Annotated in this window: 23 protein-coding genes; 19 read left to right on the forward strand and 4 right to left on the reverse strand. The window is 62.5% G+C overall.

Features of this window, described 5'->3' with window-relative positions; translation table 11 throughout:
- Positions 1 to 4 precede the first annotated feature (4 nt).
- Positions 5 to 1312 (forward strand): guanine deaminase, encoded by a 1308-nt coding sequence (gene guaD, locus PSEMO_RS08000; RefSeq protein WP_075802574.1) that lies wholly within the window; start codon positions 5 to 7, stop codon positions 1310 to 1312.
- Positions 1313 to 1458: 146 nt separating this feature from the next.
- On the opposite strand, the gene PSEMO_RS08005 is transcribed toward guaD, so the two are convergent.
- The gene (locus PSEMO_RS08005) at positions 1459 to 2229 is read right to left on the reverse strand and encodes a GntR family transcriptional regulator (RefSeq protein WP_075802575.1); all 771 of its coding nucleotides are present in this window, start codon (positions 2227 to 2229) and stop codon (positions 1459 to 1461) included.
- Between the two features lie 468 nt (positions 2230 to 2697).
- On the opposite strand from PSEMO_RS08005, the gene PSEMO_RS08010 reads away from it, so the two are divergent.
- Positions 2698 to 3933, forward strand: a complete 1236-nt coding sequence (locus PSEMO_RS08010) for an NCS2 family permease (RefSeq protein ID WP_256721059.1) — start codon at positions 2698 to 2700, stop codon at positions 3931 to 3933.
- 272 nt (positions 3934 to 4205) lie between these two features.
- Here the strand turns inward: PSEMO_RS08010 and uraH are convergent, their stop codons facing one another.
- Positions 4206 to 4559, reverse strand: a complete 354-nt coding sequence (uraH, locus tag PSEMO_RS08015) for a hydroxyisourate hydrolase (protein ID WP_009396156.1) — start codon at positions 4557 to 4559, stop codon at positions 4206 to 4208.
- 386 nt (positions 4560 to 4945) lie between these two features.
- Between uraH and puuE the strand changes: the two genes are divergently transcribed.
- The 7 genes from puuE (at position 4946) to PSEMO_RS08050 (ending at position 11980) form a co-directional block, all read left to right on the forward strand.
- Entirely contained in the window at positions 4946 to 5875 is a 930-nt protein-coding gene (puuE, locus tag PSEMO_RS08020; RefSeq protein ID WP_075802577.1) for an allantoinase PuuE, read from the forward strand.
- Positions 5872 to 6387, forward strand: coding sequence for a 2-oxo-4-hydroxy-4-carboxy-5-ureidoimidazoline decarboxylase (uraD, locus tag PSEMO_RS08025; RefSeq protein ID WP_075802578.1), 516 nt, complete (start codon positions 5872 to 5874; stop codon positions 6385 to 6387). Before puuE ends, uraD begins: the two co-directional genes overlap by 4 nt.
- A gap of 71 nt (positions 6388 to 6458) precedes the next feature.
- A complete protein-coding gene (locus tag PSEMO_RS08030; RefSeq protein ID WP_075802579.1) occupies positions 6459 to 6962 on the forward strand; it encodes an ureidoglycolate lyase in 504 nt (167 codons plus the stop codon).
- A gap of 48 nt (positions 6963 to 7010) precedes the next feature.
- The gene (locus tag PSEMO_RS08035; RefSeq protein ID WP_075802580.1) at positions 7011 to 8381 is read left to right on the forward strand and encodes a urate hydroxylase PuuD; all 1371 of its coding nucleotides are present in this window, start codon (positions 7011 to 7013) and stop codon (positions 8379 to 8381) included.
- Positions 8382 to 8563: 182 nt separating this feature from the next.
- Entirely contained in the window at positions 8564 to 9919 is a 1356-nt protein-coding gene (locus tag PSEMO_RS08040; protein ID WP_075802581.1) for a nucleobase:cation symporter-2 family protein, read from the forward strand.
- A 139-nt stretch (positions 9920 to 10058) separates the two neighbouring features.
- On the forward strand, positions 10059 to 10847 hold the full coding sequence (locus PSEMO_RS08045) for an outer membrane protein OmpK (protein WP_075802582.1): 789 nt from the start codon (positions 10059 to 10061) through the stop codon (positions 10845 to 10847).
- Positions 10848 to 11197: 350 nt separating this feature from the next.
- Complete coding sequence (locus tag PSEMO_RS08050; RefSeq protein ID WP_075802583.1) at positions 11198 to 11980, forward strand: outer membrane protein OmpK; 783 nt, start codon at positions 11198 to 11200, stop codon at positions 11978 to 11980.
- 92 nt (positions 11981 to 12072) lie between these two features.
- Here the strand turns inward: PSEMO_RS08050 and PSEMO_RS08055 are convergent, their stop codons facing one another.
- A complete protein-coding gene (locus tag PSEMO_RS08055) occupies positions 12073 to 12984 on the reverse strand; it encodes a DUF808 domain-containing protein (protein ID WP_075802584.1) in 912 nt (303 codons plus the stop codon).
- A gap of 190 nt (positions 12985 to 13174) precedes the next feature.
- On the opposite strand from PSEMO_RS08055, the gene PSEMO_RS08060 reads away from it, so the two are divergent.
- Complete coding sequence (locus tag PSEMO_RS08060; protein ID WP_075802585.1) at positions 13175 to 13783, forward strand: TetR/AcrR family transcriptional regulator; 609 nt, start codon at positions 13175 to 13177, stop codon at positions 13781 to 13783.
- Between the two features lie 68 nt (positions 13784 to 13851).
- A complete protein-coding gene (locus PSEMO_RS08065; protein WP_075802586.1) occupies positions 13852 to 15192 on the forward strand; it encodes a Fic family protein in 1341 nt (446 codons plus the stop codon).
- 108 nt (positions 15193 to 15300) lie between these two features.
- Here the strand turns inward: PSEMO_RS08065 and PSEMO_RS08070 are convergent, their stop codons facing one another.
- On the reverse strand, positions 15301 to 15741 hold the full coding sequence (locus PSEMO_RS08070) for a GlcG/HbpS family heme-binding protein (protein ID WP_075802587.1): 441 nt from the start codon (positions 15739 to 15741) through the stop codon (positions 15301 to 15303).
- A gap of 256 nt (positions 15742 to 15997) precedes the next feature.
- Here PSEMO_RS08070 and gcl point away from each other — a divergent pair, with 256 nt between their 5' ends.
- From gcl to PSEMO_RS08110, 8 genes are all read left to right on the forward strand, one after another.
- Entirely contained in the window at positions 15998 to 17773 is a 1776-nt protein-coding gene (gene gcl, locus PSEMO_RS08075; protein WP_075802588.1) for a glyoxylate carboligase, read from the forward strand.
- A 57-nt stretch (positions 17774 to 17830) separates the two neighbouring features.
- Complete coding sequence (gene hyi, locus PSEMO_RS08080) at positions 17831 to 18613, forward strand: hydroxypyruvate isomerase (RefSeq protein ID WP_075802589.1); 783 nt, start codon at positions 17831 to 17833, stop codon at positions 18611 to 18613.
- Positions 18614 to 18749: 136 nt separating this feature from the next.
- A complete protein-coding gene (locus PSEMO_RS08085; protein ID WP_372239103.1) occupies positions 18750 to 19649 on the forward strand; it encodes a 2-hydroxy-3-oxopropionate reductase in 900 nt (299 codons plus the stop codon).
- Positions 19650 to 19812: 163 nt separating this feature from the next.
- On the forward strand, positions 19813 to 21093 hold the full coding sequence (locus PSEMO_RS08090; protein WP_075802591.1) for a glycerate kinase type-2 family protein: 1281 nt from the start codon (positions 19813 to 19815) through the stop codon (positions 21091 to 21093).
- Positions 21083 to 22498, forward strand: coding sequence for a pyruvate kinase (pyk, locus tag PSEMO_RS08095; RefSeq protein WP_075802592.1), 1416 nt, complete (start codon positions 21083 to 21085; stop codon positions 22496 to 22498). Before PSEMO_RS08090 ends, pyk begins: the two co-directional genes overlap by 11 nt.
- Before the next feature lie 132 nt (positions 22499 to 22630).
- Positions 22631 to 23500 (forward strand): urea transporter, encoded by an 870-nt coding sequence (locus tag PSEMO_RS08100; RefSeq protein WP_075802593.1) that lies wholly within the window; start codon positions 22631 to 22633, stop codon positions 23498 to 23500.
- 152 nt (positions 23501 to 23652) lie between these two features.
- On the forward strand, positions 23653 to 24477 hold the full coding sequence (locus tag PSEMO_RS08105) for an ion transporter (protein ID WP_075802594.1): 825 nt from the start codon (positions 23653 to 23655) through the stop codon (positions 24475 to 24477).
- A 96-nt stretch (positions 24478 to 24573) separates the two neighbouring features.
- Positions 24574 to 25575, forward strand: coding sequence for a sulfate ABC transporter substrate-binding protein (locus tag PSEMO_RS08110; RefSeq protein WP_075802595.1), 1002 nt, complete (start codon positions 24574 to 24576; stop codon positions 25573 to 25575).
- Positions 25576 to 25756 lie beyond the last annotated feature (181 nt).

Raw genomic sequence — 25756 nt, forward strand, 5'->3', positions numbered from 1 at the left:
CGTTATGAGCGCAACCCGCAAAGCCTACCGTTCCGCCATCCTGCACAGCATCGCCGACCCCGCCGAGGTGGGCATCGAGGCCTCCTTCGAGTATTTCGAGGACGGCCTGCTGGTGGTGGACAACGGCAAGATCAGCCGCGTCGGCCACGCCGCCGACCTGCTGCCGACCCTGCCCGCCGATATCGAAGTGGTGCATTACCAGGACAAGCTGATCACCCCCGGCTTCATCGACACCCATATCCACTTCCCGCAGACCGGCATGATCGGCTCCTACGGCGAGCAACTGCTGGACTGGCTGAACACCTACACCTTCCCGTGCGAGAAGCAGTTCGCCGACAAGGCCCATGCCGACAAGGTGGCGAAGATCTTCGTCGAGGAACTGCTGCGCAACGGCACTACCACCGCCCTGGTGTTCGGCAGCGTGCACCCGGAATCGGTGAACGCCTTCTTCGAAGAAGCCGAACGCCTGGACCTGCGGATGATCGCCGGCAAGGTGATGATGGACCGCAACGCCCCGGACTACCTGACCGACACCGCCGAGTCGGGCTATGCCGAGAGCAAGGCGCTGATCGAGCGCTGGCACGGCAAGGGCCGCCTGCATTACGCGGTGACCCCGCGCTTCGCGCCGACCAGCACCCCGGAGCAACTGCAACTGGCCGGGCAACTGCTGAGCGAGCATGACGGCCTGTACATGCACACCCACCTGAGCGAGAACCTCAAGGAAATCGACTGGGTGAAATCGCTGTTCCCGGAGCGCAGTGGCTACCTGGATGTGTACGACCACTTCAAGCTGCTCGGCGAGCGCTCGGTGTTCGCCCATGGCGTGCACCTGTGTGATGCGGAGTGCCAGCGGTTGGCGGAGACCGGGTCGGCGGTGGCGTTCTGTCCAACGTCGAACCTGTTCCTCGGTAGCGGGTTGTTCAACCTGCCGCAGGCCGAGCAGTTCAAGGTCAAGGTGGGGTTGGGGACTGACGTCGGTGCCGGCACCAGCTTCTCGCTGCTGAATACCCTGAACGAAGCGTACAAGGTGATGCAGTTGCAGGGCGCGCGGCTGCATCCGTTCAAGTCGCTGTACCTGGCGACATTGGGTGGGGCGCGGGCTCTCAGTCTGGATGACAAAATCGGTAGCCTGAAGGCCGGCAACGATGCGGACTTCGTGGTGCTGGACTACAAGGCGACGCCGTTGCTGGATTACCGCCTGCAGCAGTCCAACAGTATCGAGGAGACCCTGTTCGTGCTGACCACCCTGGGTGACGACCGCACCATCAGCCAGACCTTTGCGGCGGGTGTTTGCGTCCATCAGCGCGGCTGAACGCTGAACCTGTGGGAGCTGGCTTGCCAGCGATAGCTATGGTGAATTCACCACTGCAATCGCTGGCAAGCCAGCTCCCACAGGGTTACTCATTGCCCACAAAAAAGGGGCTCATTCATGAGCCCCTTTTCGCATCTGTGCAGTTTTCAGCCCTTGGCTGACACCGCCCCGCCGCGCTTCTTGCTCTGCAACAAATGCGAAAACACCGCATGCAGATCATCCGAAGCACTTTCCTCATCCAGGTTCAGCTTGCTGTCGATGTGGTCCATGTGGTGCATCATCAGGTCCACGGCCTTGGCCGCATCCCGCGCTTCCAGGGCATCGATCAATTGCATGTGCTCGTCATAGGAACAATGCGAGCGGTTGCCGCTTTCGTACTGGGCAATGATCAGCGAGGTCTGCGACACCAGGCTGCGCTGGAAGCTGATCAGCGGTGCATTGCCCGCCGCTTCGGCGAGCTTGAGGTGGAATTCGCCGGAAAGACGGATACCGGCACCCCGATCACCCCGGGAGAAGCTGTCGCGCTCTTCCCGGACCATCTCGCGCAGTTCGTTCAGTTGCTCGGCAGTGGCGTGCTGGATCGCCAGCTCGGTGATCGCGCGCTCCACCATACGGCGGGAGAAGAACACCTGGCGCGCTTCCTCGACCGTCGGGCTGGCCACCACTGCACCGCGATTCGGCCGCAGCAGGACCACGCTTTCATGGGCCAGGCGCGACAGGGCGCGACGAATGATGGTGCGGCTGACGCCGAAGATCTCGCCCAGTGCTTCCTCACTCAACTTGGTACCCGGGGCCAATCGCTGTTCGAGAATGGCTTCGAAGATATGCGCGTAGACAATATCGTCCTGGGTGCCGCTGCGACCGCCGGTCTTGCCGGCTCGCGGGGCTTTCTTGAGGGGTTGTAACTGTTCGTTCATGGGCACTCGCGCACGAAGATTCACCTATCGGGCCTCGACTGTAATACCAGCCAGTGGGGCGATGGCAAGTCCTGGGTAGAAAAATGACGGCATAAGGTATTGCCGCATTGTACACAGCAATCGGCATTTCTGCAGGCGCCATCATTCGTTATAGCCCTTGTGACAAACAAACTGCGCACATCCAATAAAACAGTATTTGCATTCTTTGTATACAAAAGCATAATCCACCGGGCAACTTCCTGACCCGAAAGTCAACTCACGGTCCGGAGTCGCCGACAACCTTCCCTCGCAGAGCCCCCAGTGATCGTGCAGGACCAGCTCTGAAAAACAAGAAAGACTTGAGGAGTACACGCTGTGGAAAGCCGCAAATCCGACGCCCCTACGCTGGATCTTGCTCCACCGCTCGAAACGAGCTGGCTGGAACGGATTTTCAAACTCAAGCAACACGGCAGCACCGTCAAGACCGAGATGATCGCGGGCCTGACGACCTTCATCACCATGGCCTACATCATCTTCGTCAACCCCAACATCATGGCCGATGCCGGCATCGATCACGGGGCGGCCTTCGTCGCCACCTGCATCGCCGCCGCCCTTGGCTGCCTGTTGATGGGGCTGTACGCCAACTGGCCGGTGGGCCTTGCTCCGGGCATGGGCCTGAACGCCTTCTTCACCTACACCGTGGTCGGGACCATGGGCTACACCTGGGAAGCCGCGCTGGGCGCGGTGTTCGTCTCCGGGGTGCTGTTCATGTTCCTGACCCTTTCCCGCGTGCGCGAATGGCTGCTCAACAGCATCCCGGTCAGCCTTCGCCACGCCATGGGCGCCGGCGTCGGATTGTTTCTCGGACTGATCGGCCTTAAAACCGCGGGCATCGTCGTCGACAGCCCGGCCACCCTGATCAAGCTCGGTCACCTCAACGAGCCCGGTCCGCTGCTCGCGGCGCTGTGCTTCCTGATGATCGCGGTACTCAGCTACCACCGGGTGTTCGGCGCAATCCTCATCAGCATCATCACCGTGACCCTGGCCGGCTGGGGCCTGGGCCTGGTGGAATACGGCGGAGTGTTCTCGCTGCCTCCGAGCCTGGCACCGACCTGGATGGCCATGGATGTGGCCGGGGTGTTCAACGTCAGCATGATCGCCGTGGTCCTGGCGTTCCTCTTCGTGCATATGTTCGACACCGCCGGCACCCTGATGGGCGTGGCGCAACGTGCCAACCTGGTGAATGCCGACGGGCGTATCGAAAACCTGTCCCGTGCCCTGAAGGCGGATAGTGCCTCGAGCGTGTTCGGTGCCGTGGTCGGCGTGCCGCCGGTGACCAGCTATGTGGAAAGTGCCGCGGGCGTCGCGGCTGGCGGGCGTACCGGCCTGACGGCGGTGGTGGTCGGCTTGCTGTTCATCGCGGCGATGTTCTTCGCCCCGCTGGCCGGCATGATCCCGGCCTATGCCACCGCGGGTGCGCTGATCTACGTGGCGATGCTGATGATGGGCAGCATGGCCCATATCGAATGGGATGACGCCACCGACAGCATTCCGGCGATCGTCACGGTGATCATGATGCCGCTGACCTTCTCGGTCGCCGACGGTATCGCCCTGGGCTTCATCACCTTCGTGGTGCTCAAGGCCTTCACCGGCAAGCACAAGGAGATCTCGGCCAGCCTGTGGGTGCTGTGTGCGATCTTCATTGCCAAGTTCATCTTCCTGTAAGGGGTGGATGCAGGGCAGGAGCCTCACCTTCGGGTGGGGCTTTTTTGTGGATCAGACACTGCAAACCAGGTAGGAGCGTGGCTTGCCCGCGAAGGAGTGCGAAGCGCTCCCGAAAATGGTGCTGCCATCGAAATCCTGGGACCGCTGCGCGGTCCTTCGCGGGCAAGCCACGCTCCTACGGGGCCTTATACAGCCTTTGAAAAACAGCAGACGAAAAAAAGCCCGCCAGTGTGAGCGGGCCAAAGACCTACGAAGATTCTTCTAGCGACCAACTAGCTTCCGCGATAGGTCGAGTAACTGTAAGGCGAGATCAGCAGCGGTACGTGGTAGTGGTCCTGCTTGTCGTTGATGCCGAAACGCAGCACCACCACATCCAGGAATGCCGGTTCCGGCAGTTGCACACCACGGGCGCGGTAGTAGTCGCCAGCGCTGAATTGCAACTGGTACACACCGCTGCGGTAGTCATCGCCCTGCAGCAGCGGCGCGTCGACACGGCCGTCGCTGTTGGTCAGCGCGGTGGTCACCAGTTCCAGCTGCTGGCCTTCGACCCGGTACAGCTCGACCTTGATCGAGCTGCCAGGGCAGCCATGTGCGGCATCCAGTACATGCGTGGTCAAACGTCCCATTGCTCGATCGCCTCTTGTTCACTCTATGGGCAAAAAATACCCGCCTGCACCAGAGGGAAACACGGCAGCAAGCGGCTGTGAAAGCATTAAGACACTTTATCGAAAAATTGTACACAATTTTTCTGGCAATTTTACGATTCAGCGCTACGGGCCGCCGTGAATCCTCCATTAGTCGCAAAGCCAGGGCCCATAACGACGCCAACGTCATTAGCTGACCAATCAGGCAGGTTTCTTGCTAGACATATAGAGGCACGCACGACGAAGAAATGGAAAAAAACAGGCTTACAAATCGTAAATAAAGTTGTATACAATTGCTTCATCGTCGTGGCCCAACGCAACCTGCGCATTCGCCACCCCCGCATTCACGTACAAGAAGGAAGACTGCAGTGAGCGCTGATTATCCTCGCGACCTGATCGGTTATGGCAATACCCCTCCCCATCCGCACTGGCCGGGGAATGCGCGCGTCGCGTTGTCTTTCGTGCTCAATTACGAAGAAGGTGGCGAGCGCAACATCCTCCACGGTGACAAGGAATCCGAAGCCTTCCTCTCCGAGATGGTCGCTGCCCAGCCGCTGCAGGGCGCGCGCAACATGAGCATGGAATCGCTCTACGAATACGGCAGCCGCGCCGGCGTGTGGCGCCTGCTCAAGCTGTTCAAGGACAGCGGCGTGCCACTGACCATCTTCGCCGTGGCCATGGCCGCCCAGCGCCACCCGGACGTGATCCGCGCCATGGCCGAGGCCGGCCACGAGATCTGCAGCCACGGCTACCGCTGGATCGACTACCAGAACATGGACGAGGCCCAGGAGCGCGAGCACATGCTCGAAGCCATCCGCATCCTCACCGAACTGACCGGCGAGCGCCCGGTCGGCTGGTACACCGGCCGCACCGGCCCGAACACCCGCCGGCTGGTGATGGAGGAAGGCGGCTTCCTCTACGACAGCGACACCTACGACGACGACCTGCCCTACTGGGAACCGAACAACCCGACCGGCAAGCCGCACCTGGTCATCCCCTACACCCTGGACACCAACGACATGCGCTTCACCCAGGTCCAGGGCTTCAACTGCGGCGAGCAGTTCTTCCAGTACCTGAAGGACGCCTTCGACGTGCTCTACGAAGAAGGCGCCACCGCCCCGAAAATGCTCTCCATCGGCCTGCACTGCCGCCTGGTCGGCCGTCCGGCACGCCTGGCTTCGCTCAAGCGCTTCATCGATTACGCCAAGAGCCATGACCAGGTCTGGTTTGCCCGTCGCGTGGACATCGCCCGCCACTGGCACGCCACCCACCCTTTCCAAGCCGAGATTTCGAAATGACCGCTTTCAAGACCCTGACCCCTTCGTCCCTGGACCGTGTCGCATTCGTCGAGGCGTTCGCCGACATCTACGAGCACTCGCCGTGGGTGGCCGAGAAGGCCTACGACCTGGGCCAGCTCGGCGAAGTGGACCAGATCGAGAACCTGCACCAGCGCATGAGCGACATCCTCCTCAGCGCCGATCACGCTGCCCAGCTGGCGCTGATCAACGCTCACCCGGACCTCGCCGGCAAGGCCGCGATCAAGGGTGAACTGACCGAGTCGAGCACCAACGAACAGGCCGGCGCCGGCATCCACCAGTGCACCGCCGAAGAGTTCGAGCGCTTCACCACGCTCAACGACGCCTACAAGGACAAGTTCGGCTTCCCGTTCATCATGGCGGTCAAGGGCAGCAACCGGCACCAGATCCTCGCCGCCTTCGAAACCCGCATCCACAACGATGCCGAAGCCGAGTTCAAGGAAGCCCTGGCGCAGATCAACCTGATCGCCCTGTTCCGCCTGCTGCAACTGTAAGACCCGCGCCGGCCCGGCCGGCGCCACACAGCCTGACGACTTATAAAACACAGAATTCAGAGAATAAAAGCATGCGTACTCTAGTGATCGAGCCCCTGACCAAAGAAGCCTTCGCCCCCTTCGGTGACGTGATCGAAACCGACGGCAGCGACCACTTCATGATCAACAACGGCTCGACCATGCGCTTCCACAAGCTGGCGACGGTGGAAACCGCCCAGCCGGAAGACAAGGCGATCATCAGCATCTTCCGCGCCGACGCGCTGGACATGCCGCTGACCGTACGCATGCTGGAACGCCATCCGCTGGGCAGCCAGGCTTTCATCCCGCTGCTCGGCAACCCCTTTCTGATCGTGGTCGCGCCAGTTGGCGATGCACCTGTATCAGGTCACGTCCGTGCCTTCATGAGCAATGGCAGGCAGGGCGTCAATTACCATCGCGGCGTCTGGCACCACCCGGTGCTGACGATCGAAAAGCGGGATGACTTCCTGGTGGTTGATCGCAGTGGTTCCGGCAACAACTGCGACGAGCATTTCTTTACCGAGGATGAGCAGCTGATCCTCAATCCCCACCAATAAGAGAAGGCTGGCCACCGGATTCCGGTGACCGGCAAGAGGTACAAGACTGTGGAAGCACATCTGTTGGAATGGCTGAACCTGAGCGTGCGCTGGGTTCACATGATTACCGGCGTGGCCTGGATCGGCGCGTCGTTCTACTTCGTCTGGCTGGAAAACAACCTGAACCGCGCCAACCCGCGCGAAGGGCTGTCGGGTGACCTTTGGGCGATCCACGGTGGCGGTATCTACCACCTGGAGAAGTACAAGCTGGCACCGCCGAAAATGCCGGACAACCTGCACTGGTTCAAATGGGAAGCCTACTTCACCTGGATGTCCGGGATCGCCTTGCTGTGCCTGGTGTTCTACTGGCAGCCGACCCTGTACCTGCTGAAACCGGGCAGCACCCTGACCGGCTTCGAAGGCGTGACCATCGGTGTCGCCTCGCTGATCGCCGCCTGGTTCATCTACGACTTCCTGTGCGACTCGCCACTGGGCAAGCACCCTGCCCTGCTCGGCCTGGTGCTGTTCGTCCTGGTGATCGCGGCGTGCTTCGGTTTCAGCCAGGTGTTCAGCGGTCGTGGTGCGTACCTGCACACTGGCGCCATCATCGGCACCATCATGGTCGGTAACGTATTCCGCATCATCATGCCGGCCCAGCGCCAGCTGGTGGCGGCGATCGAAGCCAACACCACCCCCGATCCGGTCCTGCCGGCCAAGGGCCTGTTGCGCTCGCGCCACAACAACTACTTCACCCTGCCGGTGCTGTTCATCATGATCAGCAACCACTTCCCGAGCACCTACGGCAGTGAATACAACTGGCTGATCCTGGCCGGTATCGCCATCGCTGCGGTGTTGATCCGTCACTACTTCAACACCCGCCACGACAGCAACAAGTTCGCCTGGGCCCTGCCCGCCGGCGCACTGGCGATGATCTGCCTGGCCTACGTCACAGGTCCTGCGCGCATGCCGAGCACTGCACCGGAACAGGCCGCCGCCAAGATCGAGTACCAGCCGCTGCCGGAAACCGCGCTGGGTGGCAAGACTGCCGCCGAGAAGGAAGAGGAAGCCAAAGCCGCCGCCTGGCAGGCCGCCCAGGCCAAGCCCGCCGAACCGGCTGCACCTGCCGCCCCGGCCGCTGCCGCCGAAGCCCCGGCGCAAGCGACCGCTGCCGCGACCGGTGGTGGTTTCGAGAAGATCCACAGCGTCATCCAGGAGCGTTGCACCGTGTGCCACTCGGCCAAGCCGACCAGCCCGCTGTTCAGCACCGCGCCGGCCGGCGTGATGCTCGACACCGCGCAGCAGATCCAGGCCATGGCCCCGCGTATCCAGGCCCAGGCCGTCGCCAGCCAGATCATGCCGCTGGGCAACATCACCCAGATGACTGCCGAAGAACGCAAGCTGGTCGGTGACTGGATCGCCAGCGGTGCCAAGGTGAATTGAGCTTCAAGCTTTAAGCCATAAGCTGCAAGTCAGAGCGGTTTTGCTTCGTCTGGAAGTGCGTCGTTCTGGCTTGCGGTAGTGACAAGCAAAAAAACTGCAAGTCCGGTGCACGCGGCTTCTTCTTGAAGCTTGCGGCTTGAGGCTTGCAGCTAAAAACAAGAACAAAACCGTAGAGGTGCTGCATGTCCGAGTCTCGCAAGGCGTACATCCCCGATGCGCCGCCACGACAGCCCCTGCCCCTGCTGCAACTCATCCTGGTGGGTCTGCAACATGTGCTGCTGATGTACGGAGGCGCCATCGCGGTGCCGCTGATCATCGGACAGGCTGCCGGACTCTCCCGAGAAGAAGTCGCTTTCCTGATCAATGCCGATCTGCTGGTCGCCGGTGTCGCCACCATCGTCCAGTCGTTCGGCATTGGTGCTGTGGGTATCCGCATGCCGGTGATGATGGGTGCCAGCTTTGCCGCCGTGGGCAGCATGGTGGCCATGGCCGGGATGCCCGGCGTCGGCCTGCAGGGGATCTTCGGCGCGACCATCGCCGCCGGGTTCTTCGGCATGCTGATCGCGCCGTTCATGTCCAAGGTCGCGCGGTTCTTCCCGCCGCTGGTCACCGGTACGGTGATCACCTCCATCGGCCTGTCGCTGTTCCCCGTGGCGGTGAACTGGGCCGGCGGCGGTGCCGAGGCGACCACCTTCGGCTCGCCGATCTACCTGACCGTCGCCGCCCTGGTGCTGGCCACCATCCTCCTGGTCAACCGCTTCATGCGCGGGTTCTGGGTCAATGTGTCGGTGCTGATCGGCATGGGCCTGGGCTACATCCTCGCCGGCTCCATCGGCATGGTCGACCTGTCCGGCCTGGACGAAGCACCGTGGCTGCAAGTGGTCACCCCGCTGCACTTCGGCATGCCGACCTTCAGCCTGGCGCCGATCCTGTCGATGTGCCTGGTGGTGGTGATCATCTTCGTCGAGTCCACCGGCATGTTCCTCGCCCTGGGCAAGGTCACCGACCGTGAAGTCACTCCGGGCATGCTGCGTCGCGGCCTGCTGTGCGATGCCGGTGCGTCCTTCGTCGCCGGGTTCTTCAACACCTTCACCCACTCCTCCTTTGCCCAGAACATCGGCCTGGTGCAGATGACCGGGGTGCGCTGCCGTTATGTCACGGTGGTGGCGGGTGGCCTGTTGATCCTCTTGAGTCTGCTGCCGAAAGCGGCCTTCCTGATCGCCTCGATTCCGCCGGCGGTACTGGGCGGCGCGTCGATCGCCATGTTCGGCATGGTGGCCGCTACCGGGATCAAGATTCTCCAGGAAGCCGATATCAGCGACCGGCGCAACCAGTTGCTGGTGGCGGTGAGCGTCGGCATGGGCCTGATTCCGGTGGTCCGTCCGGAGTTCTTCGCGCAGATGCCGCAATGGATGGAACCCATCACCCATAGCGGTATCGCCATGGCAACGGTCAGCGCGCTGGTGCTGAACCTGTTGTTCAACATCCTCGGCGGCGCCGAACGCGCCTCGCACAACGAAGCCGCCGCGCACCATTGATGCCTTTTGGGTGGTCCCATGACCACCCGGCAGACCCCGAGCAACATGCAGTACCGCCGACCCGTGGGAGCGGGTCGGTCGGGGCGCTTCGCGCCAAAGAAAGCGCAACGAACAACAATAATTAGCCGGGAATCACAACATGAAACGCACCACCACTTCCCTCCTCCTGGGCAGCAGTTTGCTGGCGAGCCTTCCAGCGGTAGCGGGGGATCTTTTGCTGTGGCAATCCAACAGCCTCAGCTATTTGTACGGCAAGGACTTCCAGGTAAACCCTGCGATCCAGCAGACCATTACCTTCGAACACGCCAACAAGTGGAAATACGGCGACACCTTCCTGTTCGTCGACAAGATCTTCTACAACGGCCAGGCCGACCGCGGCAAAGGCTATCGCACCTACTACGGCGAGTTCACCGAGCGCTTCTCGTTCGGCAAGATTTTCGACAAGAAGATCGAGCTGGGCCCGATCAAGGACGTGCTCCTGGCGGTGAGCTACGAATCCGGCGAAGGCGACAACGAGGCCTACCTGATCGGCCCGGGCTTCGACCTGGCAATTCCCGGCTTCAACTACTTCACCCTGAACATCTACAACCGCCATACCGAGGGCAGCCGTCCGGGCGACAACGTCTGGCAGATCACCCCGACCTTCTCCTACACGATTCCCGTGGGTTCGTCCGACATCCTCATCGATGGCTACATGGACTGGGTGGTGGACAACGACGAGACCAAGCGTCGCGGCACCTACCACGCCAACCTGCAGTTCAACCCGCAGGTCAAGTACGACCTGGGCAAGGCCCTGAAGCTCGGCGCCAAGCAGCTCTACGTGGGTATCGAATACAGCTACTGGAAAGACAAATACGGTATCGAGAACAGCAGTCGCCTCGACACCAACCAGAGCGTCACGAGTGCGTTGGTCAAAGTGCACTTCTAAAAAAACCTGATCTGCGTCAGGTGCTCCCTGGAAGGAGTACTTGAGGGCCAGCGCGCAAGTCAGTAATCTGCGCGCCCCCTCGACCCGGGCGGAGGGATTCCGCCCGCGTTTGCTGACCGTCCAGTCAATGAATACGGGCGGTTGGCAGGCGCAAGCGCTAACAGTCGTAACCGTTTGAACTGTTCAGAAAGATGTCGAGCAGGATTGCTGCACCCTTCCGGGAAGGTTGGCTCAGCTCTTGCCATTTTGCTGTGGCCGGTCGCAAAAACCTGACCCGAAAGACAAACCTTTCATACCGACGGCGCCAACCCAAGAGCGCCGCAAACAGAATCAATCAAGGGAGCAACGCGATGCGTTTCAACAACAGCCTGATCCTCGCCGGGGGCCTGCTGGCCGCCAGTTCCGCGATGGCCGACGACCTGCTGCTGTGGCAGAACAACAGCCTGACCTACCTGTACGGCAAGGATTTCGCCGTCAACCCGGAAATCCAGCAGACCTTCACCTTCGAGCACGCCGATGCCTGGAAGTACGGTGACAACTTCCTGTTCATCGACAAGATCTTCTACAACGGCCAGAAAGACGCGAACAACGGCCCGAATACCTACTACGGCGAGTTCAGCCCGCGCCTGTCGTTCGGCAAGATCCTCGGCCAGGACCTGTCGTTCGGCCCGGTCAAGGATGTGCTCCTGGCCATGACCTACGAGTTCGGCGAAGGCGATACCGAGTCGTACCTGATCGGCCCGGGCTTCGACCTGGACGTGCCGGGCTTCGACTACTTCCAGCTGAACTTCTACAACCGTCAGACCGAAGGCAGCCGCGCCGGCGACAACGTCTGGCAGATCACCCCGGTGTGGGCCTACACCATTCCCGTGGGCAAGTCCGACATCCTGATCGACGGCTTCATGGACTGGGTGGTAGACAACGACGAGAACAAGAACGGCACCTACCACGCCAACCTGCACTTCAACCCGCAGATCAAGTACGACCTGGGCAAGGCCATGAGCCTCGGCGAGAAGCAACTGTACGTCGGTATCGAGTACGACTACTGGTCGGACAAGTACGGCATCAAGGACAGCAAGTTCTTCGATACCAACCAGAACACCGCCAGCCTGCTGGTGAAAGTGCACTTCTAAGTGCATGAGGGTCCGCATCCGGACCCTGGGTTGTTGCTGATGGCCTCATCGCCGGCAATCGGATCGCCGGCGATGGGGACATCAGCGGCAACTCAGCTTCCCCGAACCGCTTTCCACAGCTTGCCCACCACACTGACCACCGCCAGCACCACGGCCCCGGCCATCACGCCCAGCACACCGTTGATCAAGGCAGCGGTCACCGCTCCGCCATTGGCATCGCTGAAGCCCTGCACCGCATGGTGCAGCGGCTCGATGCCATGCACGAGAATGCCACCGCCGACCAGGAACATCGCCGCCGTGCCCACCACCGACAGGGTCTTCATCAGGTACGGCGCGGCACGCAGGATGCCGTGACCAACACTTTTTCCGACACCCTTGCAGGTCTCGGTCATCCACAGCCCCAGGTCATCCAGCTTGACGATCCCGGCCACCAGGCCATACACGCCGATGGTCATGACCAGGGCGATGCCGGAGAGCACGATGATCTGCTGGGTCAGTGGCGCATCGGCGACGGTGCCGAGGGTAATGGCAATGATTTCGGCGGAGAGGATGAAGTCGGTGCGGATCGCGCCCTTGATCTTGTCCTTCTCGAAGGCCACCAGGTCCAGGGCCGGGTTGGCGGCAGCTTCAGTCAGCGCCGCATGGTCGGCCTGCTTTTCCTCGGCGCCATGGAGGTACTTGTGCGCCAGCTTCTCGAAGCCCTCGAAACACAGGTAGGCGCCGCCGAGCATCAGCAGCGGCGTCACCGCCCAGGGAATAAAGGCGCTGATCAGCAGCGCCGCCGGCACCAGGATCAGCTTGTTGAGCAGTGAGCCCTTGCACACCGCCCATACCACCGGGATCTCCCGCTCGGCGCGCACGCCGGAGACCTGTTGCGCATTGAGCGCCAGGTCGTCACCCAGTACACCGGCGGTTTTCTTGGCCGCCACCTTGGTCATCACGGAAACGTCATCGAGTACTGCGGCGATATCGTCGATCAGTAAAAGAAGGCTGCTTCCTGCCATGTTCTGTGACTCTCGTGTAAGGGGATGTTGCCAAAGAATAGCTGCTTGCCTGACTGAAAACATCCGCTATTACTGGCACAGACGTGCTGCAAGCCCCCGCCTTGAGCGCCCTGCGAGCCCGGTGCTACCATGCGCCACCGCCTGCCCGGGCCTGCCTGGGGCGGGCCGAGACCAAGGAACAGCGCCAACCATGAGCAGCATTCGCGAGCGCAACAAAGAACTGATCCTGCGCGCGGCCAGTGAAGAATTCGCCGACAAGGGTTTCGCCGCCACCAAGACCAGCGATATCGCGGCCAAGGCCGGCTTGCCCAAGCCCAACGTCTACTACTACTTCAAGTCCAAGGAAAACCTCTACCGCGAGGTGCTCGAGAGCATCATCGAGCCGATCATGCAGGCCTCGACGCCGTTCAATGCCGAGGGTGATCCGGAAGAAGTGCTGAGCGCCTACATCCGCTCCAAGGTGCGCATCTCCCGCGACCTGCCCTTCGCCTCCAAGGTGTTCGCCAGCGAGATCATGCACGGCGCCCCGCACCTGAGTACGCGCCAGGTCGAGCAATTGAACGTCCAGGCCCGGCACAACATCGCCTGCATCCAGCGCTGGATCGACAACGGCCAGATCGCCCCGGTCGACCCGCACCACCTGATGTTCAGCATCTGGGCCGCGACCCAGACCTACGCCGATTTCGACTGGCAGATCTCGGTGGTGACCGGGAAGGCGAAGCTGGACGAGAGCGATTATGAGGCGGCGGCGCAGACGATCATTCGGCTGGTGTTGAAAGGTTGTGCGCCGGACGCCTGACCGCGCTTTTTGACGCTGTTTCCCTCCTGATATAGGCTCAACTCAATTTTCCAGAAATTGAGTTGAGCATGCCCCGCATCAGCAGACCCAAGCCCTACACGGAGATTTTCGCGCGCCATGCCGGCGAGATTCTGGGGCTCATCTCGACATTTTCCGCCGTCGACGACAAGGGCCGTTATCTGCACTGGCACGACTTCCGCCACCGGGTGCCCTCCGGCATCAACGCGGAAGCGGCCTGGTGCACGGTGAAGCTGTCCAGAACCCTGATGCAGAGGTTCATCGGGCTGCGCGCCGAGGATGATTCCCCGTTCAAGTACTGCCTCCCCGACTACGCCCAGACGGTCATCCACGCCATCGAGCACATCAACGCCCGGCTAGGGCTGGTGGTGTCGAAGGACTCGCCCGTCAACGAGAACAACCTGTTCCTGGTCGAGTCGCTGATGATGGAAGAAGCGATTTCCAGCGCACAGTTGGAGGGCGCGGCAACCACCCGCAAAGTCGCCAAGGAAATGCTCGAAAAGGAACGCGAGCCGGTCAACGACGACGAGCGGATGATCTTCAACAACTTCCTGCTGATGAAGCTGGCCAAGCACAGCAGCGAGCAACCGCTGTCCCTCGAGTTGATCAGGCGCTTTCACGCCGAGGCCACGCGTAGCGTCCAGGAAGAGCACGCCTGCCCGGGAGAAATCAGAAGGACCAATGACATCCACGTCAAAGGCCGTGACGAGGAAATCGTCCATCAACCGCCGGATGCCGCCCTGCTCCTGGAGCGCCTGGAGAGACTCTGCGATTTCGCCAACCAGCAGCATGACGGCCACGACGGGCGAACCTTCATCCACCCCGCCGTGAAGGCGATCATCCTGCACTTCATGATCGGCTACGAGCATCCCTTCAACGATGGCAACGGCAGGACGGCAAGGTGCCTGTTCTACTGGTACATGCTGAAAAGCGGCTATTGGGCGTTCGAGTACATCTCGATCAGCGCGCTGTTGAAGCAGGCGCCGGTGCAGTATGGCGAGTCGTACCTGTTCACCGAGACCGATGAGTTCGACCTGACCTATTTCGTTTACCACCAACTGAAAATCATCGAGCGGGCGATGGACGGGTTCCTGGTCTACATCGAGAACAAGCGCAACGAGCTGCGTGACGTCATGGGGCTGCTGATGCAGTCCGGCTTCGACAAGGACCTGAATTTCAGGCAGGTGCAGTTGCTGAAAAAGGTACTGCGAGACCCCGGTCGGCTGTTCGTCGCCAAGGAAGTGAAGAATGACTTCGAGGTTTCGGAGGGGACTGCCCGGGCTGATCTGGAGAAGCTGGTGAAGCTCAAGCTGCTGGCCAAGGTCAGGGAGGGCAAGACCTGGTGCTATGTGGCTAGAGGGGACGCAGCGGACCAGATCAGAAAAAAGTGAGGGCCCCATCGCTGGCAAGCCAGCTCCCACAGGGTTCAGCGGCGCCGCGGACACTGTGGGAGCTGGCTTGCCAGCGATGAGGCCAGTGGTTACACCACAAGCTTCAGATCAAGCAGCAACCCCCGCATCCGCCCGCAGCCCCGCCTCTTCGATCGCACTGATCGCACACTGCTCATCGATATCCGAGGTATCCCCGCTGATCCCGATCGCCCCCAGCACCACGCCCGCCTCGTTGCGAATCAGCACGCCACCCGGCGCCGGCACCACCGGGCTCTGACCCAGGCCATTCAGCGCGGCAAAGAACGCCGGCCGCTGCTGCGCGTCCAGCGCCAGCAGGCGCGAGCCCTTGCCCAGGGCAATCGCACCCCACGCCTTGCCCATCGCCACCTGCGGCCGCAGCAGGCTGGCGCCATCTTCCCGTTGCAAGGTCAGCAGGTGACCACCGGCATCCAGCACCACCACGGTCAGGGGCGCGGCGGAGATCTTGCGACCCGCGGCCAACGCGCCATTCACCAGGCTGACGGCGACTTTCAAGCTCAATGCGTTCATCAAAAGGTCCTCTTGTTGTTATGAAGCCCTGTGGGCAAGTGAAAAATTGATAGACCAAATAGAACACAATGGCGAATATTTTTGTATACAATAATTCGATTCCATCCACCTGATCGTCCGCCGAGCCCGTTTCCACGGCATTTCGACGAAAGCGCAGGCCACGGACGAAAATGGATTGACCAGAGCTGCATCCCGTGAATACACTCTGGCAAAAGCTGTTTTGTATACAATTACAACATCGATGAGGCACAAAGCCATGAGCAAAATGAGAGCAATTGATGCAGCCGTTCTGGTGATGCGCCGCGAAGGTGTGGAAACCGCGTTTGGCATTCCGGGTGCAGCGATCAACCCGCTGTATTCGGCCCTGAAGAAAGTCGGCGGTATCGATCACGTCCTCGCTCGCCACGTTGAAGGCGCCTCGCACATGGCCGAGGGTTACACCCGTACCAAGGCCGGCAATATCGGCGTGTGCATCGGCACTTCCGGCCCTGCCGGCACCGACATGGTCACCGGCCTGTACAGCGCCTCCGCCGACTCCATCCCGATTCTCTGCATCACCGGCCAGGCTCCACGTGCCCGCCTGCACAAGGAAGACTTCCAGGCCGTGGACATCACCAGCATCGTCAAGCCGGTGACCAAGTGGGCAACCACCGTTCTGGAACCGGGCCAGGTGCCTTACGCCTTCCAGAAAGCCTTCTATGAAATGCGCACCGGCCGCCCAGGCCCCGTGCTGATCGACCTGCCGTTCGACGTGCAGATGGCCGAGATCGAATTCGACATCGATGCCTACGAGCCCCTGCCGGTCACCAAGCCAGCCGCGACCCGCAAGCAAGCGGAAAAAGCCCTGGCCATGCTCAATGAAGCCGAGCGTCCGCTGCTGGTCGCCGGTGGCGGCATCATCAACGCCGACGCCAGCGCCAAGCTGGTCGAGTTCGCCGAACTGACCGGCGTGCCGGTAGTCCCGACCCTGATGGGCTGGGGCACCATCCCTGACGACCACGAGCTGATGGTCGGCATGGTCGGCCTGCAGACCTCGCACCGCTACGGCAACGCGACCATGCTGAAATCCGACCTGGTGTTCGGCATCGGCAACCGCTGGGCCAACCGTCACACCGGTTCCGTCGACGTCTACACCGAAGGCCGCACCTTCATCCACGTCGATATCGAACCGACCCAGATCGGCCGCGTGTTCACCCCGGACCTGGGCATCGTGTCCGACGCCGGCTCCGCACTGGATGCCTTCCTGGAAGTGGCCCGCGAGTGGAAAGCCGCCGGCAAGCTGAAATGCCGCGGCGAATGGCTGAAAGACTGCCAGGCCCGCAAGTCGAGCCTGCAGCGCAAGACCAACTTCGACAACGTTCCGGTCAAGCCACAGCGCGTGTACCAGGAAATGAACGAAGTGTTCGGCAAGGACACCACCTACGTCAGCACCATCGGTCTGTCGCAGATCGCCGGCGCCCAGTTCCTCCACGTGTACAAGCCACGCCACTGGATCAACTGCGGCCAGGCCGGCCCGCTGGGCTGGACCATTCCGGCTGCCCTGGGCGTGGTCAAGGCCGACCCGAGCCGCAAGGTCGTCGCGCTGTCGGGCGACTATGACTTCCAGTTCATGATCGAAGAGCTGGCCGTGGGCGCGCAGTTCAACCTGCCGTACGTCCACGTCCTGGTGAACAACGCCTACCTGGGCCTGATCCGCCAGGCGCAGCGTGGTTTCGAGATGGATTACTGTGTACAACTGGCGTTCGAGAACATCAACTCGCCAGACCTCAACGGTTACGGCGTCGATCACGTGGCCGTGGTCGAAGGCCTGGGTTGCAAGGCGCTGCGCGTGTTCAACCCGTCCGAGATCGCCCCGGCGCTGCTCAAGGCCCAGAAAATGGCCGAAGAGTTCCGCGTACCGGTGGTGGTCGAGGTGATTCTCGAGCGCGTCACCAACATTTCCATGGGTACCGAAATCAACGCGGTCAACGAGTTCGAAGACCTGGCGCTGGTCGGCAACGACGCGCCAACCGCGATTTCGCTGCTCGACTGATTGCCTGTGCGGCCCCGCGCTTCACCGCGCGGGGCCCAACCCAGCAAGGAGACACACATGCCACGCTTTGCCGCCAACCTGTCCATGCTGTTCACCGAACAGGACTTCCTGCCGCGCTTCAAGGCGGCTGCCGACGCCGGCTTCAGCGGTGTCGAGTACCTCTTCCCGTACGACTACGCCGCCACCGAGATCAAGCAGCAGCTCGACGCCCATGGCCTGACCCAGGTGCTGTTCAACCTGCCGGCCGGCGACTGGGCCAAGGGTGACCGCGGCATCGCCTGCGACCCGGCCCGGGTCGAGGAATTCCGCAGCGGTGTCGACCTGGCCATCGCCTACGCGCAAGTGCTGGGCAACACCCAGGTCAACTGCCTGGCCGGTATCCGTCCACAGGGTCCGGACTGCGCCACCGTGCGCAAGACCTTCGTGGAAAACCTGCGCTTTGCCGCCGACAAGCTCAAGGCTGCCGGGATCAAGCTGGTCATGGAAATGATCAACACCCGCGACATCCCGGGCTTCTACCTGAACACCACCCAGCAGGCCCTGGAGATCCAGGCCGAAGTGGGCAGCGACAACCTGTTCCTGCAGTACGACATCTACCACATGCAGATCATGGAGGGCGATCTGGCCCGCACCATGGAAAGCAACCTGGCGAAGATCAACCACATCCAGCTGGCCGACAACCCGGGCCGTCACGAACCGGGCACCGGCGAGATCAACTACCGCTTCCTGTTCGAGCACCTGGACCGCATCGGTTACCAGGGCTGGGTGGGCGCGGAGTACAAGCCCAAGACCACCACTGAAGAAGGTCTGGGCTGGTTGAAGACCCATAACGCGATCTAACAAGCACCGCCCTCCCCTGTGGGAGCTGGCTTGCCAGCGATAGGGCCGGCAGCAGCAATGATGTTGTCAGTTCTGGCCTCATCGCTGGCAAGCCAGCTCCCACAGGGACTGCGGTGACCCCAATTACAAGAGGCAAATTCTCATGGCTAAAATCGGTTTCATCGGCACCGGCATCATGGGCCGCCCAATGGCGCAGAACCTGCAGAAAGCGGGTCACAGCCTGTTCGTTTCCACCCACCACGATGCCGCCCCGGCCGACCTGATCGCCGCTGGCGCCGTGGCCCTGGCCAATCCGAAGGAAGTGGCCCAGGAAGCCGAGTTCATCATCGTCATGGTCCCGGACACCCCGCAGGTCGAAAGCGTCCTGTTCGGTGACAACGGCGTGGCCCAGGGCGTTGGCCCGAACAAGGTGGTGATCGACATGAGCTCGATCTCCCCTATCGCTACCAAGGCCTTCGCCGAGAAGATCAAGGCCACCGGCGCTGCCTACCTGGACGCCCCGGTCTCCGGCGGCGAAGTCGGGGCCAAGGCCGCGACCCTGAGCATCATGGTCGGTGGCTGCCCGAAAGCCTTCGAGCGCACCCTGCCGCTGTTCCAGGCCATGGGCAAGAACATCACCCGCGTCGGTGGCAACGGTGACGGCCAGACCGCCAAGGTCGCCAACCAGATCATCGTCGCCCTGAACATCCAGGCCGTCGCCGAAGCCCTGCTGTTCGCCGCCAAGAACGGCGCCGATCCGGCCAAGGTCCGCGAGGCACTGATGGGCGGCTTCGCCTCGTCGAAGATCCTCGAAGTGCACGGCGAGCGCATGATCAAGGGCACCTTCGATCCAGGCTTCCGCATCAGCCTGCACCAGAAGGACCTGAACCTGGCCCTGCAAGGCGCCAAGGAGCTGAACATCAACCTGCCCAACACCTCCAACGCCCAGCAAGTGTTCAGCACCTGCGCGGCCATCGGTGGTGCCAACTGGGACCACTCGGCGCTGATCAAAGGCCTGGAACACATGGCCAACTTCTCGATCCGCGACGACAAGTAAGCAACGCCTGCCAGCCCGCGGATTGAAGAGACCGCGCATCGATCTCTTCTGCCCTTGAGGCTGGCAGTTGCAACCGCGCAACACCGCCCCTGGTTCAGCCTGCACGGAGGCCGTTCCAGGGGCGTTTTTGATTCTGCAGAACAATAAGATTTGGAGGCCTGAGATGTCGGTCGATCCGCAACACTTTCTCCGCGACCTGTTCGCCACGGCCATCGACGCCGCGCACCCGCGTCAGGTCCTTGAAGCCCATCTGCCCGCCGACCGTACCGGTCGGGTAATCGTCATCGGCGCCGGCAAGGCCGCCGCCGCCATGGCCGAAGTGGTCGAGCGCGCCTGGCAGGGCGAAGTCCGCGGCCTCGTCGTGACCCGCTACGGCCACGGCGCCAGCTGCTCGAAGATCGAGGTGGTGGAAGCCGCCCACCCCGTCCCCGACGCCGCCGGCCTGGCCGTGGCCAAGCGCGTGCTGGAAATGGTCAGCGACCTGAGCGCCGACGACCGGGTGATCTTCCTGCTGTCCGGCGGCGGTTCGGCCCTGCTGGCCCTGCCTGCCGAAGGCCTGACCCTGGCCGACAAGCAGCAGATCAACAAGGCCCTGCTCAAGTCCGGCGCAACCATCGGCGAGATGAACTGCGTGCGCAAGCACCTCTCGGCGATCAAGGGCGGCCGCCTGGCCAAGGCCTGCTGGCCGGCCACCGTGTACACCTACGCGATTTCCGATGTGCCGGGCGACCTCGCCACGGTCATCGCCTCCGGCCCCACCGTGGCCGACCCGAGCACCTCGGCCGAAGCCCTGGCGATCCTCAAGCGCTACAACATCGACGCGCCCAAGGCCGTGATCGACTGGCTGAACAACCCGGCTTCCGAGACCGTCAAGGCCGACGACCCGGCCCTGGCCCGCAGCCACTTCCAGCTGATCGCCCGGCCCCAGCAGTCGCTGGAAGCCGCTGCGGTGAAAGCCCGGCAAGCCGGCTTCAGCCCGCTGATCCTCGGCGACCTGGAAGGCGAATCGCGGGAAGTGGCCAAGGTCCACGCCGGCATCGCCCGCCAGGTGGTCCTGCATGGCCAGCCGCTAGCCGCGCCCTGCGTGATTCTCTCCGGCGGTGAAACCACCGTGACCGTGCGCGGCAATGGCCGTGGCGGGCGCAACGCCGAGTTTCTCCTGAGCCTGACCGAAAGCCTCAAGGGCCTGCCTGGGGTGTACGCCATCGCCGGCGACACCGACGGCATCGACGGTTCCGAAGACAACGCCGGCGCCCTCATGACCCCGGACAGCTACGCCCGCGCCGCGGCCCTGGGCCTGTCGGCCACCGACGAGCTGGACAACAACAACGGCTACGGCTACTTCGCCGCGCTCGACGCGCTGATCGTCACCGAGCCGACCCGCACCAACGTCAACGATTTCCGCGCCATCCTCATTCTTGAGACTGCCCACCATGACGCCTGACAAAAAAGTCAAAATCCTCGCCACCCTCGGCCCTGCGATCAAGGGCATCGACGATGTCCGCCAGCTGGTGGAAGCCGGGGTGAACATCTTCCGCCTCAACTTCAGCCACGGCGAGCATGAAGACCATGCGATGCGCTACCAGTGGATCCGTGAAGTGGAGGCCCAGCTCAACTATCCGCTGGGCATCCTCATGGACCTGCAAGGGCCGAAGCTGCGCGTTGGCCGCCTGGCCGAAGGCAAGGCCATGCTCCAGCGTGGCCAGGCCCTGCGCCTGGACCTCGACCCGACCCCGGGCGATGCCACGCGGGTCAACCTGCCGCACCCGGAAATCATCGCCGCGCTGGAGCCGGGCATGGACCTGCTGGTGGATGACGGCCGCCTGCGCCTGCGGGTGACCGCCAAGCACGCCGACGCCATCGACACCGAAGTGCTCAACGGCGGCGAGCTGTCCGACCGCAAGGGCGTGAACGTGCCGCAGGCGGTGCTGGACCTCAGCCCGCTGACCGCCAAGGACCGCCGCGACCTGACCTTCGGCCTGGAACTGGGCGTGGACTGGGTGGCGCTGTCGTTCGTCCAGCGTCCCGAGGACATCGCCGAAGCCCGCGAGCTGATCGGTGACCGGGCCTTCCTGATGGCCAAGATCGAGAAGCCGTCGGCAGTGACCCAACTGCGCGAAATCGCCGAGCTGAGCGACGCGATCATGGTTGCCCGTGGTGACCTGGGCGTGGAAGTGCCGGCCGAGGCCGTGCCGCAGATCCAGAAGAACATCATCGCCACCTGCCGCCAGTTGGGCCGGCCGGTTGTGGTTGCGACGCAAATGCTCGAGTCGATGCGCTTCTCCCCTGCCCCGACCCGCGCCGAGGTCACAGACGTGGCCAATGCCGTGGCCGAAGGCGCCGATGCGGTGATGCTGTCGGCGGAAACCGCCTCTGGCGACTACCCGCTGGAAGCCGTGCAGATGATGAGCAAGATCATCCGCCAGGTCGAAGCCGGCCCGGACTACCAGACCCAGCTCGACGTCGGCCGGCCGAAAGCCGAGGCAACCGTTTCGGACGCCATCAGCTGCGCGATCCGCCGGATCAGCGGCATCCTGCCGGTGGCGGTGCTGGTCAACTACAGCGAATCGGGCAACTCGACCCTGCGCGCCTCCCGCGAGCGGCCACGGGCGCCGATCCTCAACCTGACCCCGAACCTGGGCACTGCCCGGCGCCTGAGCGTGGTCTGGGGTGTGCACTCGGTGGTCAACGACCGCCTGCGCCAGGTCGACGAGGTGTGCTCCACCGCGCTGGAAATCGCCCAGGCCCAGGGCATGGCCAACCGCGGCGACACGCTGCTGATCACCGCCGGTGTGCCTTTTGGCCAGCCGGGATCGACTAACTCGCTGCGTATCGAAACCCTGCTTTGACGTCTTCGCGAGGCAGGTTGGCGGCCATCGATTCATCCGCGTGAATCCGTGATCACCCGCCTGCTTCGCGATCCATAACCGTGGGACAAGACCCGCCCAAAGAGGCGACCCACTTCATTCAGACCTACTGCCATGTACACGAAAAACTTCGTCAATCCGTGCCCGGACTGGGCGACCGCGTTGCTCAACGGTTTCAGTCAGGTGCTGCTGCAGCGTAATCCGCTGTGCGGCCTGTGCTGCCTGCTGGCAATCCTTATCACGGCTCCACAACTGATCGGTGGTGCGCTGCTCGGCGCCCTCGCCGGCCTGCTCACCGCCCAGCGCCGCGGCTACAACCGCGCCGACCGCCAGGCCGGGCTGTACAGCTACAACGGCGTGCTGATCGGCGTGCTGTTCAGCTACCTGCTGCCCTGGTCGCCGATTCTCCTGCCGCTGATCATCGCCGTTGCCGGGCTGAGCAGCATGCTGGTGCATCAATGGCTCAAGCGTGGCGGGTCGGTGTTGTTGCCGGCCTATACCCTGCCCTTCGTCCTGGCGGGCTGGGCCTTGCTGCTGGTGGCTGAACCGGAGGCACAGGCCAGCGCGCCGGTGCAGGCCAATGCCCTGGACGCCCTCGCCCGGGGGCTGGGGCAGATCTTCCTGCTGGACCAGCCGCTGGCCGGGTTGCTGATTGCCCTGGGGCTGCTGCTGTCGGACCGCTATGCGGCGGCCTGGGCCTTCGTCGGCGCGGCGATTGGCGGCAGCGTTGCGCTGATCGGCGGGGAAGCCACGGCGGCGTATATGGGGCTGTATGGCTTCAATGCAGCGCTGGCGGCCCTGGCCTTCAGCGGCACCCGTGCGCAACCGTGGAAGCCGTTGCTGGCGATCGTTCTGGCGATCGCGGTGCAGCCGCTGTTCAATATGTTGCCGATTCCGGGGCTGACGGCGCCGTTTATCGTGGCGTGCTGGGTGGTGCGGCTGGGGGATGTGAAAGGGACCGGGGTGCAGAGTCGCTGCATCTGAAGTCATCGCTGGCAAGCCAGCTCCCACAGGTTCGGGAGCGACGCGGACACTGTGGGAGCTGGCTTGCCAGCGATTAGGCCCTGGAAACTTGCACAACTGCCGGATCCCACCCTAGGCTTCGCATCACCACCCGCCTCGGAACCACCACCTTTATGGACACCCCCCAGAGCCTGCGCCAGCGGCTCTTCGTCATCGTCTTCCAGACCGACACCGTCGCAGGACGCCGCTTCGATACCATCCTGCTGCTGATCATCCTCGCCAGCCTGGTCACCGTGATCCTCGACTCCATCGACGAGGTCCACCAGAGCTACGCCGGCCTGCTCGCCGCCATCGAGTGGGGCTTCACCGCGGTCTTCCTGGTCGAGTACCTGCTGCGCCTGTACTGCTCGCCCAAGCCGCTGCGCTATGCCTTCAGCTTCTACGGCCTGGTCGACCTGCTGGCGATCGTGCCGGGGATCATCGCCCTGTACTACAGCGACGCCCAGTACCTGCTGATCGTCCGGGTCATCCGCATGCTGCGGATCTTCCGCGTGCTCAAGCTCAGTCCGTACCTGAAGCAAGCCCACTACCTGCTCGACGCCCTGCGTGGCAGCAAGCAGAAGATCATCGTGTTCCTGGTCAGCGTGTCGACCCTGGTCACCGTGTTCGGCACCCTGATGTACGTGGTCGAAGGCCCGGAACACGGCTTTACCAGCATCCCCAAGGGCATCTACTGGGCCATCGTCACCCTGACCACCGTCGGCTTCGGCGATATCGTGCCCAAGACCCCGCTGGGCCAGGTGATTTCCTCGATGGTGATGATCACCGGCTACTCGATCATCGCCGTGCCCACGGGTATCTTTACCGCCGAACTGGCCAATGCCATGCGCGGCGAACAACTGCGCCACGACTGCCCGGTATGCCGCAAGAACAGCCACGAACACGGCGCCGCCTTCTGCTCGCGCTGTGGTAATGCGCTGTTCCGGAAGCTGGAATAAGCAAAGTCGTTTTTAATCTTTTTGTGCCTAAGGGCCATTGGCTATAGTCGCTGGCACAATGCTTTCAATCCAACCAAGTCCAACAAGGAATGCACAGTGAAAAAACTCTTTGGTGCCTCGCTCCTCGCCGCGAGCCTGGTCGTGGGCAATATCGCCCAGGCCGCGCCCGCGCCGCTGCTGAACGTCTCCTATGACGTGATGCGCGACTTCTACAAGGACTACAACGTTGCCTTCCAGAAGCACTGGGAAGCCGAGCACAAAGAGAAGATCACCGTGCAGATGTCCTTCGGCGGTTCGAGCAAGCAGGCGCGCTCGGTGATCGACGGCCTGCCGGCGGATGTCATCACCATGAACATGGCCACCGACATCAACGCCCTGGCCGACAACGGCAAGCTGGTCCCGGACAACTGGGTTACCCGCCTGCCGAACAACAGCGCGCCGTTCACCTCGGCCACGGTGTTCATCGTGCGCAAGGGCAACCCGAAAGCGCTGAAGGACTGGCCGGACCTGCTCAAGGATGGCGTCCAGGTGATCGTGCCGAACCCGAAGACTTCGGGTAACGGCCGCTACACCTACCTGTCGGCCTGGGGCTATGTGCTGAAGACCGGTGGTGACGAGGCCAAGGCCAAGGACTTCGTCGGCAAGCTGTTCAAGCAGGCGCCGGTGCTGGACACCGGTGGCCGTGCCGCCACCACCACCTTCATGACCAACCAGATCGGCGACGTGCTGGTGACCTTCGAGAACGAAGCGGAAATGATCGCCCGCGAGTTCGGTCGTGATCAGTTCGAAGTGATCTACCCGAGCGTTTCCGCTGAAGCCGAGCCGCCGGTGAGCGTGGTGGACAAGGTGGTCGACAAGAAGGGCAGCCGTGCCACCGCCGAGGAATACCTGAAGTTCCTGTGGTCGCCTGAGGCCCAGGAGATCGCCGCCAACAACTACCTGCGTCCGCGGGACCCGGCGGTGCTGGCCAAGTACACCGACCGCTTCCCGAAAGTGGAATTCCTCTCGGTGGAGAAGACCTTTGGTGACTGGCGTACCGTGCAGAAGACCCACTTCAATGATGGCGGGGTGTTCGACCAGATCTATACCGGCAAGTAAGCCCGGCATCGAGGCCTGACTTTCGGGCCTCATCGCCGGCAAGCCAGCTCCCACAGGGATTTGTGTGCACCACGGACCCTGTGGGAGCTGGCTTGCCAGCGATAGGGCCCTCACAGATTGCAAATCCCTCGCAGAAAAACCCCAAAGATCATTGTCTACCCTTTCCGTCACCCCACGGCTG

This window comes from Pseudomonas putida (assembly GCF_001941965.1).
GTDB classification, from domain to species: domain Bacteria; phylum Pseudomonadota; class Gammaproteobacteria; order Pseudomonadales; family Pseudomonadaceae; genus Aquipseudomonas; species Aquipseudomonas putida_L.

Coding starts and splice junctions, on each gene's coding strand:
- PSEMO_RS08105 (WP_075802594.1), top strand. CDS start 23,653: ATGGACACCCCCCAGAGCCTGCGCCAGCGGCTCTTCGTCATCGTCTTC.
- PSEMO_RS08090 (WP_075802591.1), top strand. CDS start 19,813: ATGTCGGTCGATCCGCAACACTTTCTCCGCGACCTGTTCGCCACGGCC.
- PSEMO_RS08055 (WP_075802584.1), bottom strand. CDS start 12,984: ATGGCAGGAAGCAGCCTTCTTTTACTGATCGACGATATCGCCGCAGTA.
- PSEMO_RS08030 (WP_075802579.1), top strand. CDS start 6,459: ATGCGTACTCTAGTGATCGAGCCCCTGACCAAAGAAGCCTTCGCCCCC.
- PSEMO_RS08010 (WP_256721059.1), top strand. CDS start 2,698: ATGATCGCGGGCCTGACGACCTTCATCACCATGGCCTACATCATCTTC.
- hyi (WP_075802589.1), top strand. CDS start 17,831: ATGCCACGCTTTGCCGCCAACCTGTCCATGCTGTTCACCGAACAGGAC.
- uraD (WP_075802578.1), top strand. CDS start 5,872: ATGACCGCTTTCAAGACCCTGACCCCTTCGTCCCTGGACCGTGTCGCA.
- PSEMO_RS08060 (WP_075802585.1), top strand. CDS start 13,175: ATGAGCAGCATTCGCGAGCGCAACAAAGAACTGATCCTGCGCGCGGCC.
- PSEMO_RS08005 (WP_075802575.1), bottom strand. CDS start 2,229: ATGAACGAACAGTTACAACCCCTCAAGAAAGCCCCGCGAGCCGGCAAG.
- PSEMO_RS08045 (WP_075802582.1), top strand. CDS start 10,059: ATGAAACGCACCACCACTTCCCTCCTCCTGGGCAGCAGTTTGCTGGCG.
- PSEMO_RS08070 (WP_075802587.1), bottom strand. CDS start 15,741: ATGAACGCATTGAGCTTGAAAGTCGCCGTCAGCCTGGTGAATGGCGCG.
- PSEMO_RS08065 (WP_075802586.1), top strand. CDS start 13,852: ATGCCCCGCATCAGCAGACCCAAGCCCTACACGGAGATTTTCGCGCGC.
- PSEMO_RS08050 (WP_075802583.1), top strand. CDS start 11,198: ATGCGTTTCAACAACAGCCTGATCCTCGCCGGGGGCCTGCTGGCCGCC.
- PSEMO_RS08040 (WP_075802581.1), top strand. CDS start 8,564: ATGTCCGAGTCTCGCAAGGCGTACATCCCCGATGCGCCGCCACGACAG.
- gcl (WP_075802588.1), top strand. CDS start 15,998: ATGAGCAAAATGAGAGCAATTGATGCAGCCGTTCTGGTGATGCGCCGC.
- pyk (WP_075802592.1), top strand. CDS start 21,083: ATGACGCCTGACAAAAAAGTCAAAATCCTCGCCACCCTCGGCCCTGCG.
- PSEMO_RS08100 (WP_075802593.1), top strand. CDS start 22,631: ATGTACACGAAAAACTTCGTCAATCCGTGCCCGGACTGGGCGACCGCG.
- uraH (WP_009396156.1), bottom strand. CDS start 4,559: ATGGGACGTTTGACCACGCATGTACTGGATGCCGCACATGGCTGCCCT.
- guaD (WP_075802574.1), top strand. CDS start 5: ATGAGCGCAACCCGCAAAGCCTACCGTTCCGCCATCCTGCACAGCATC.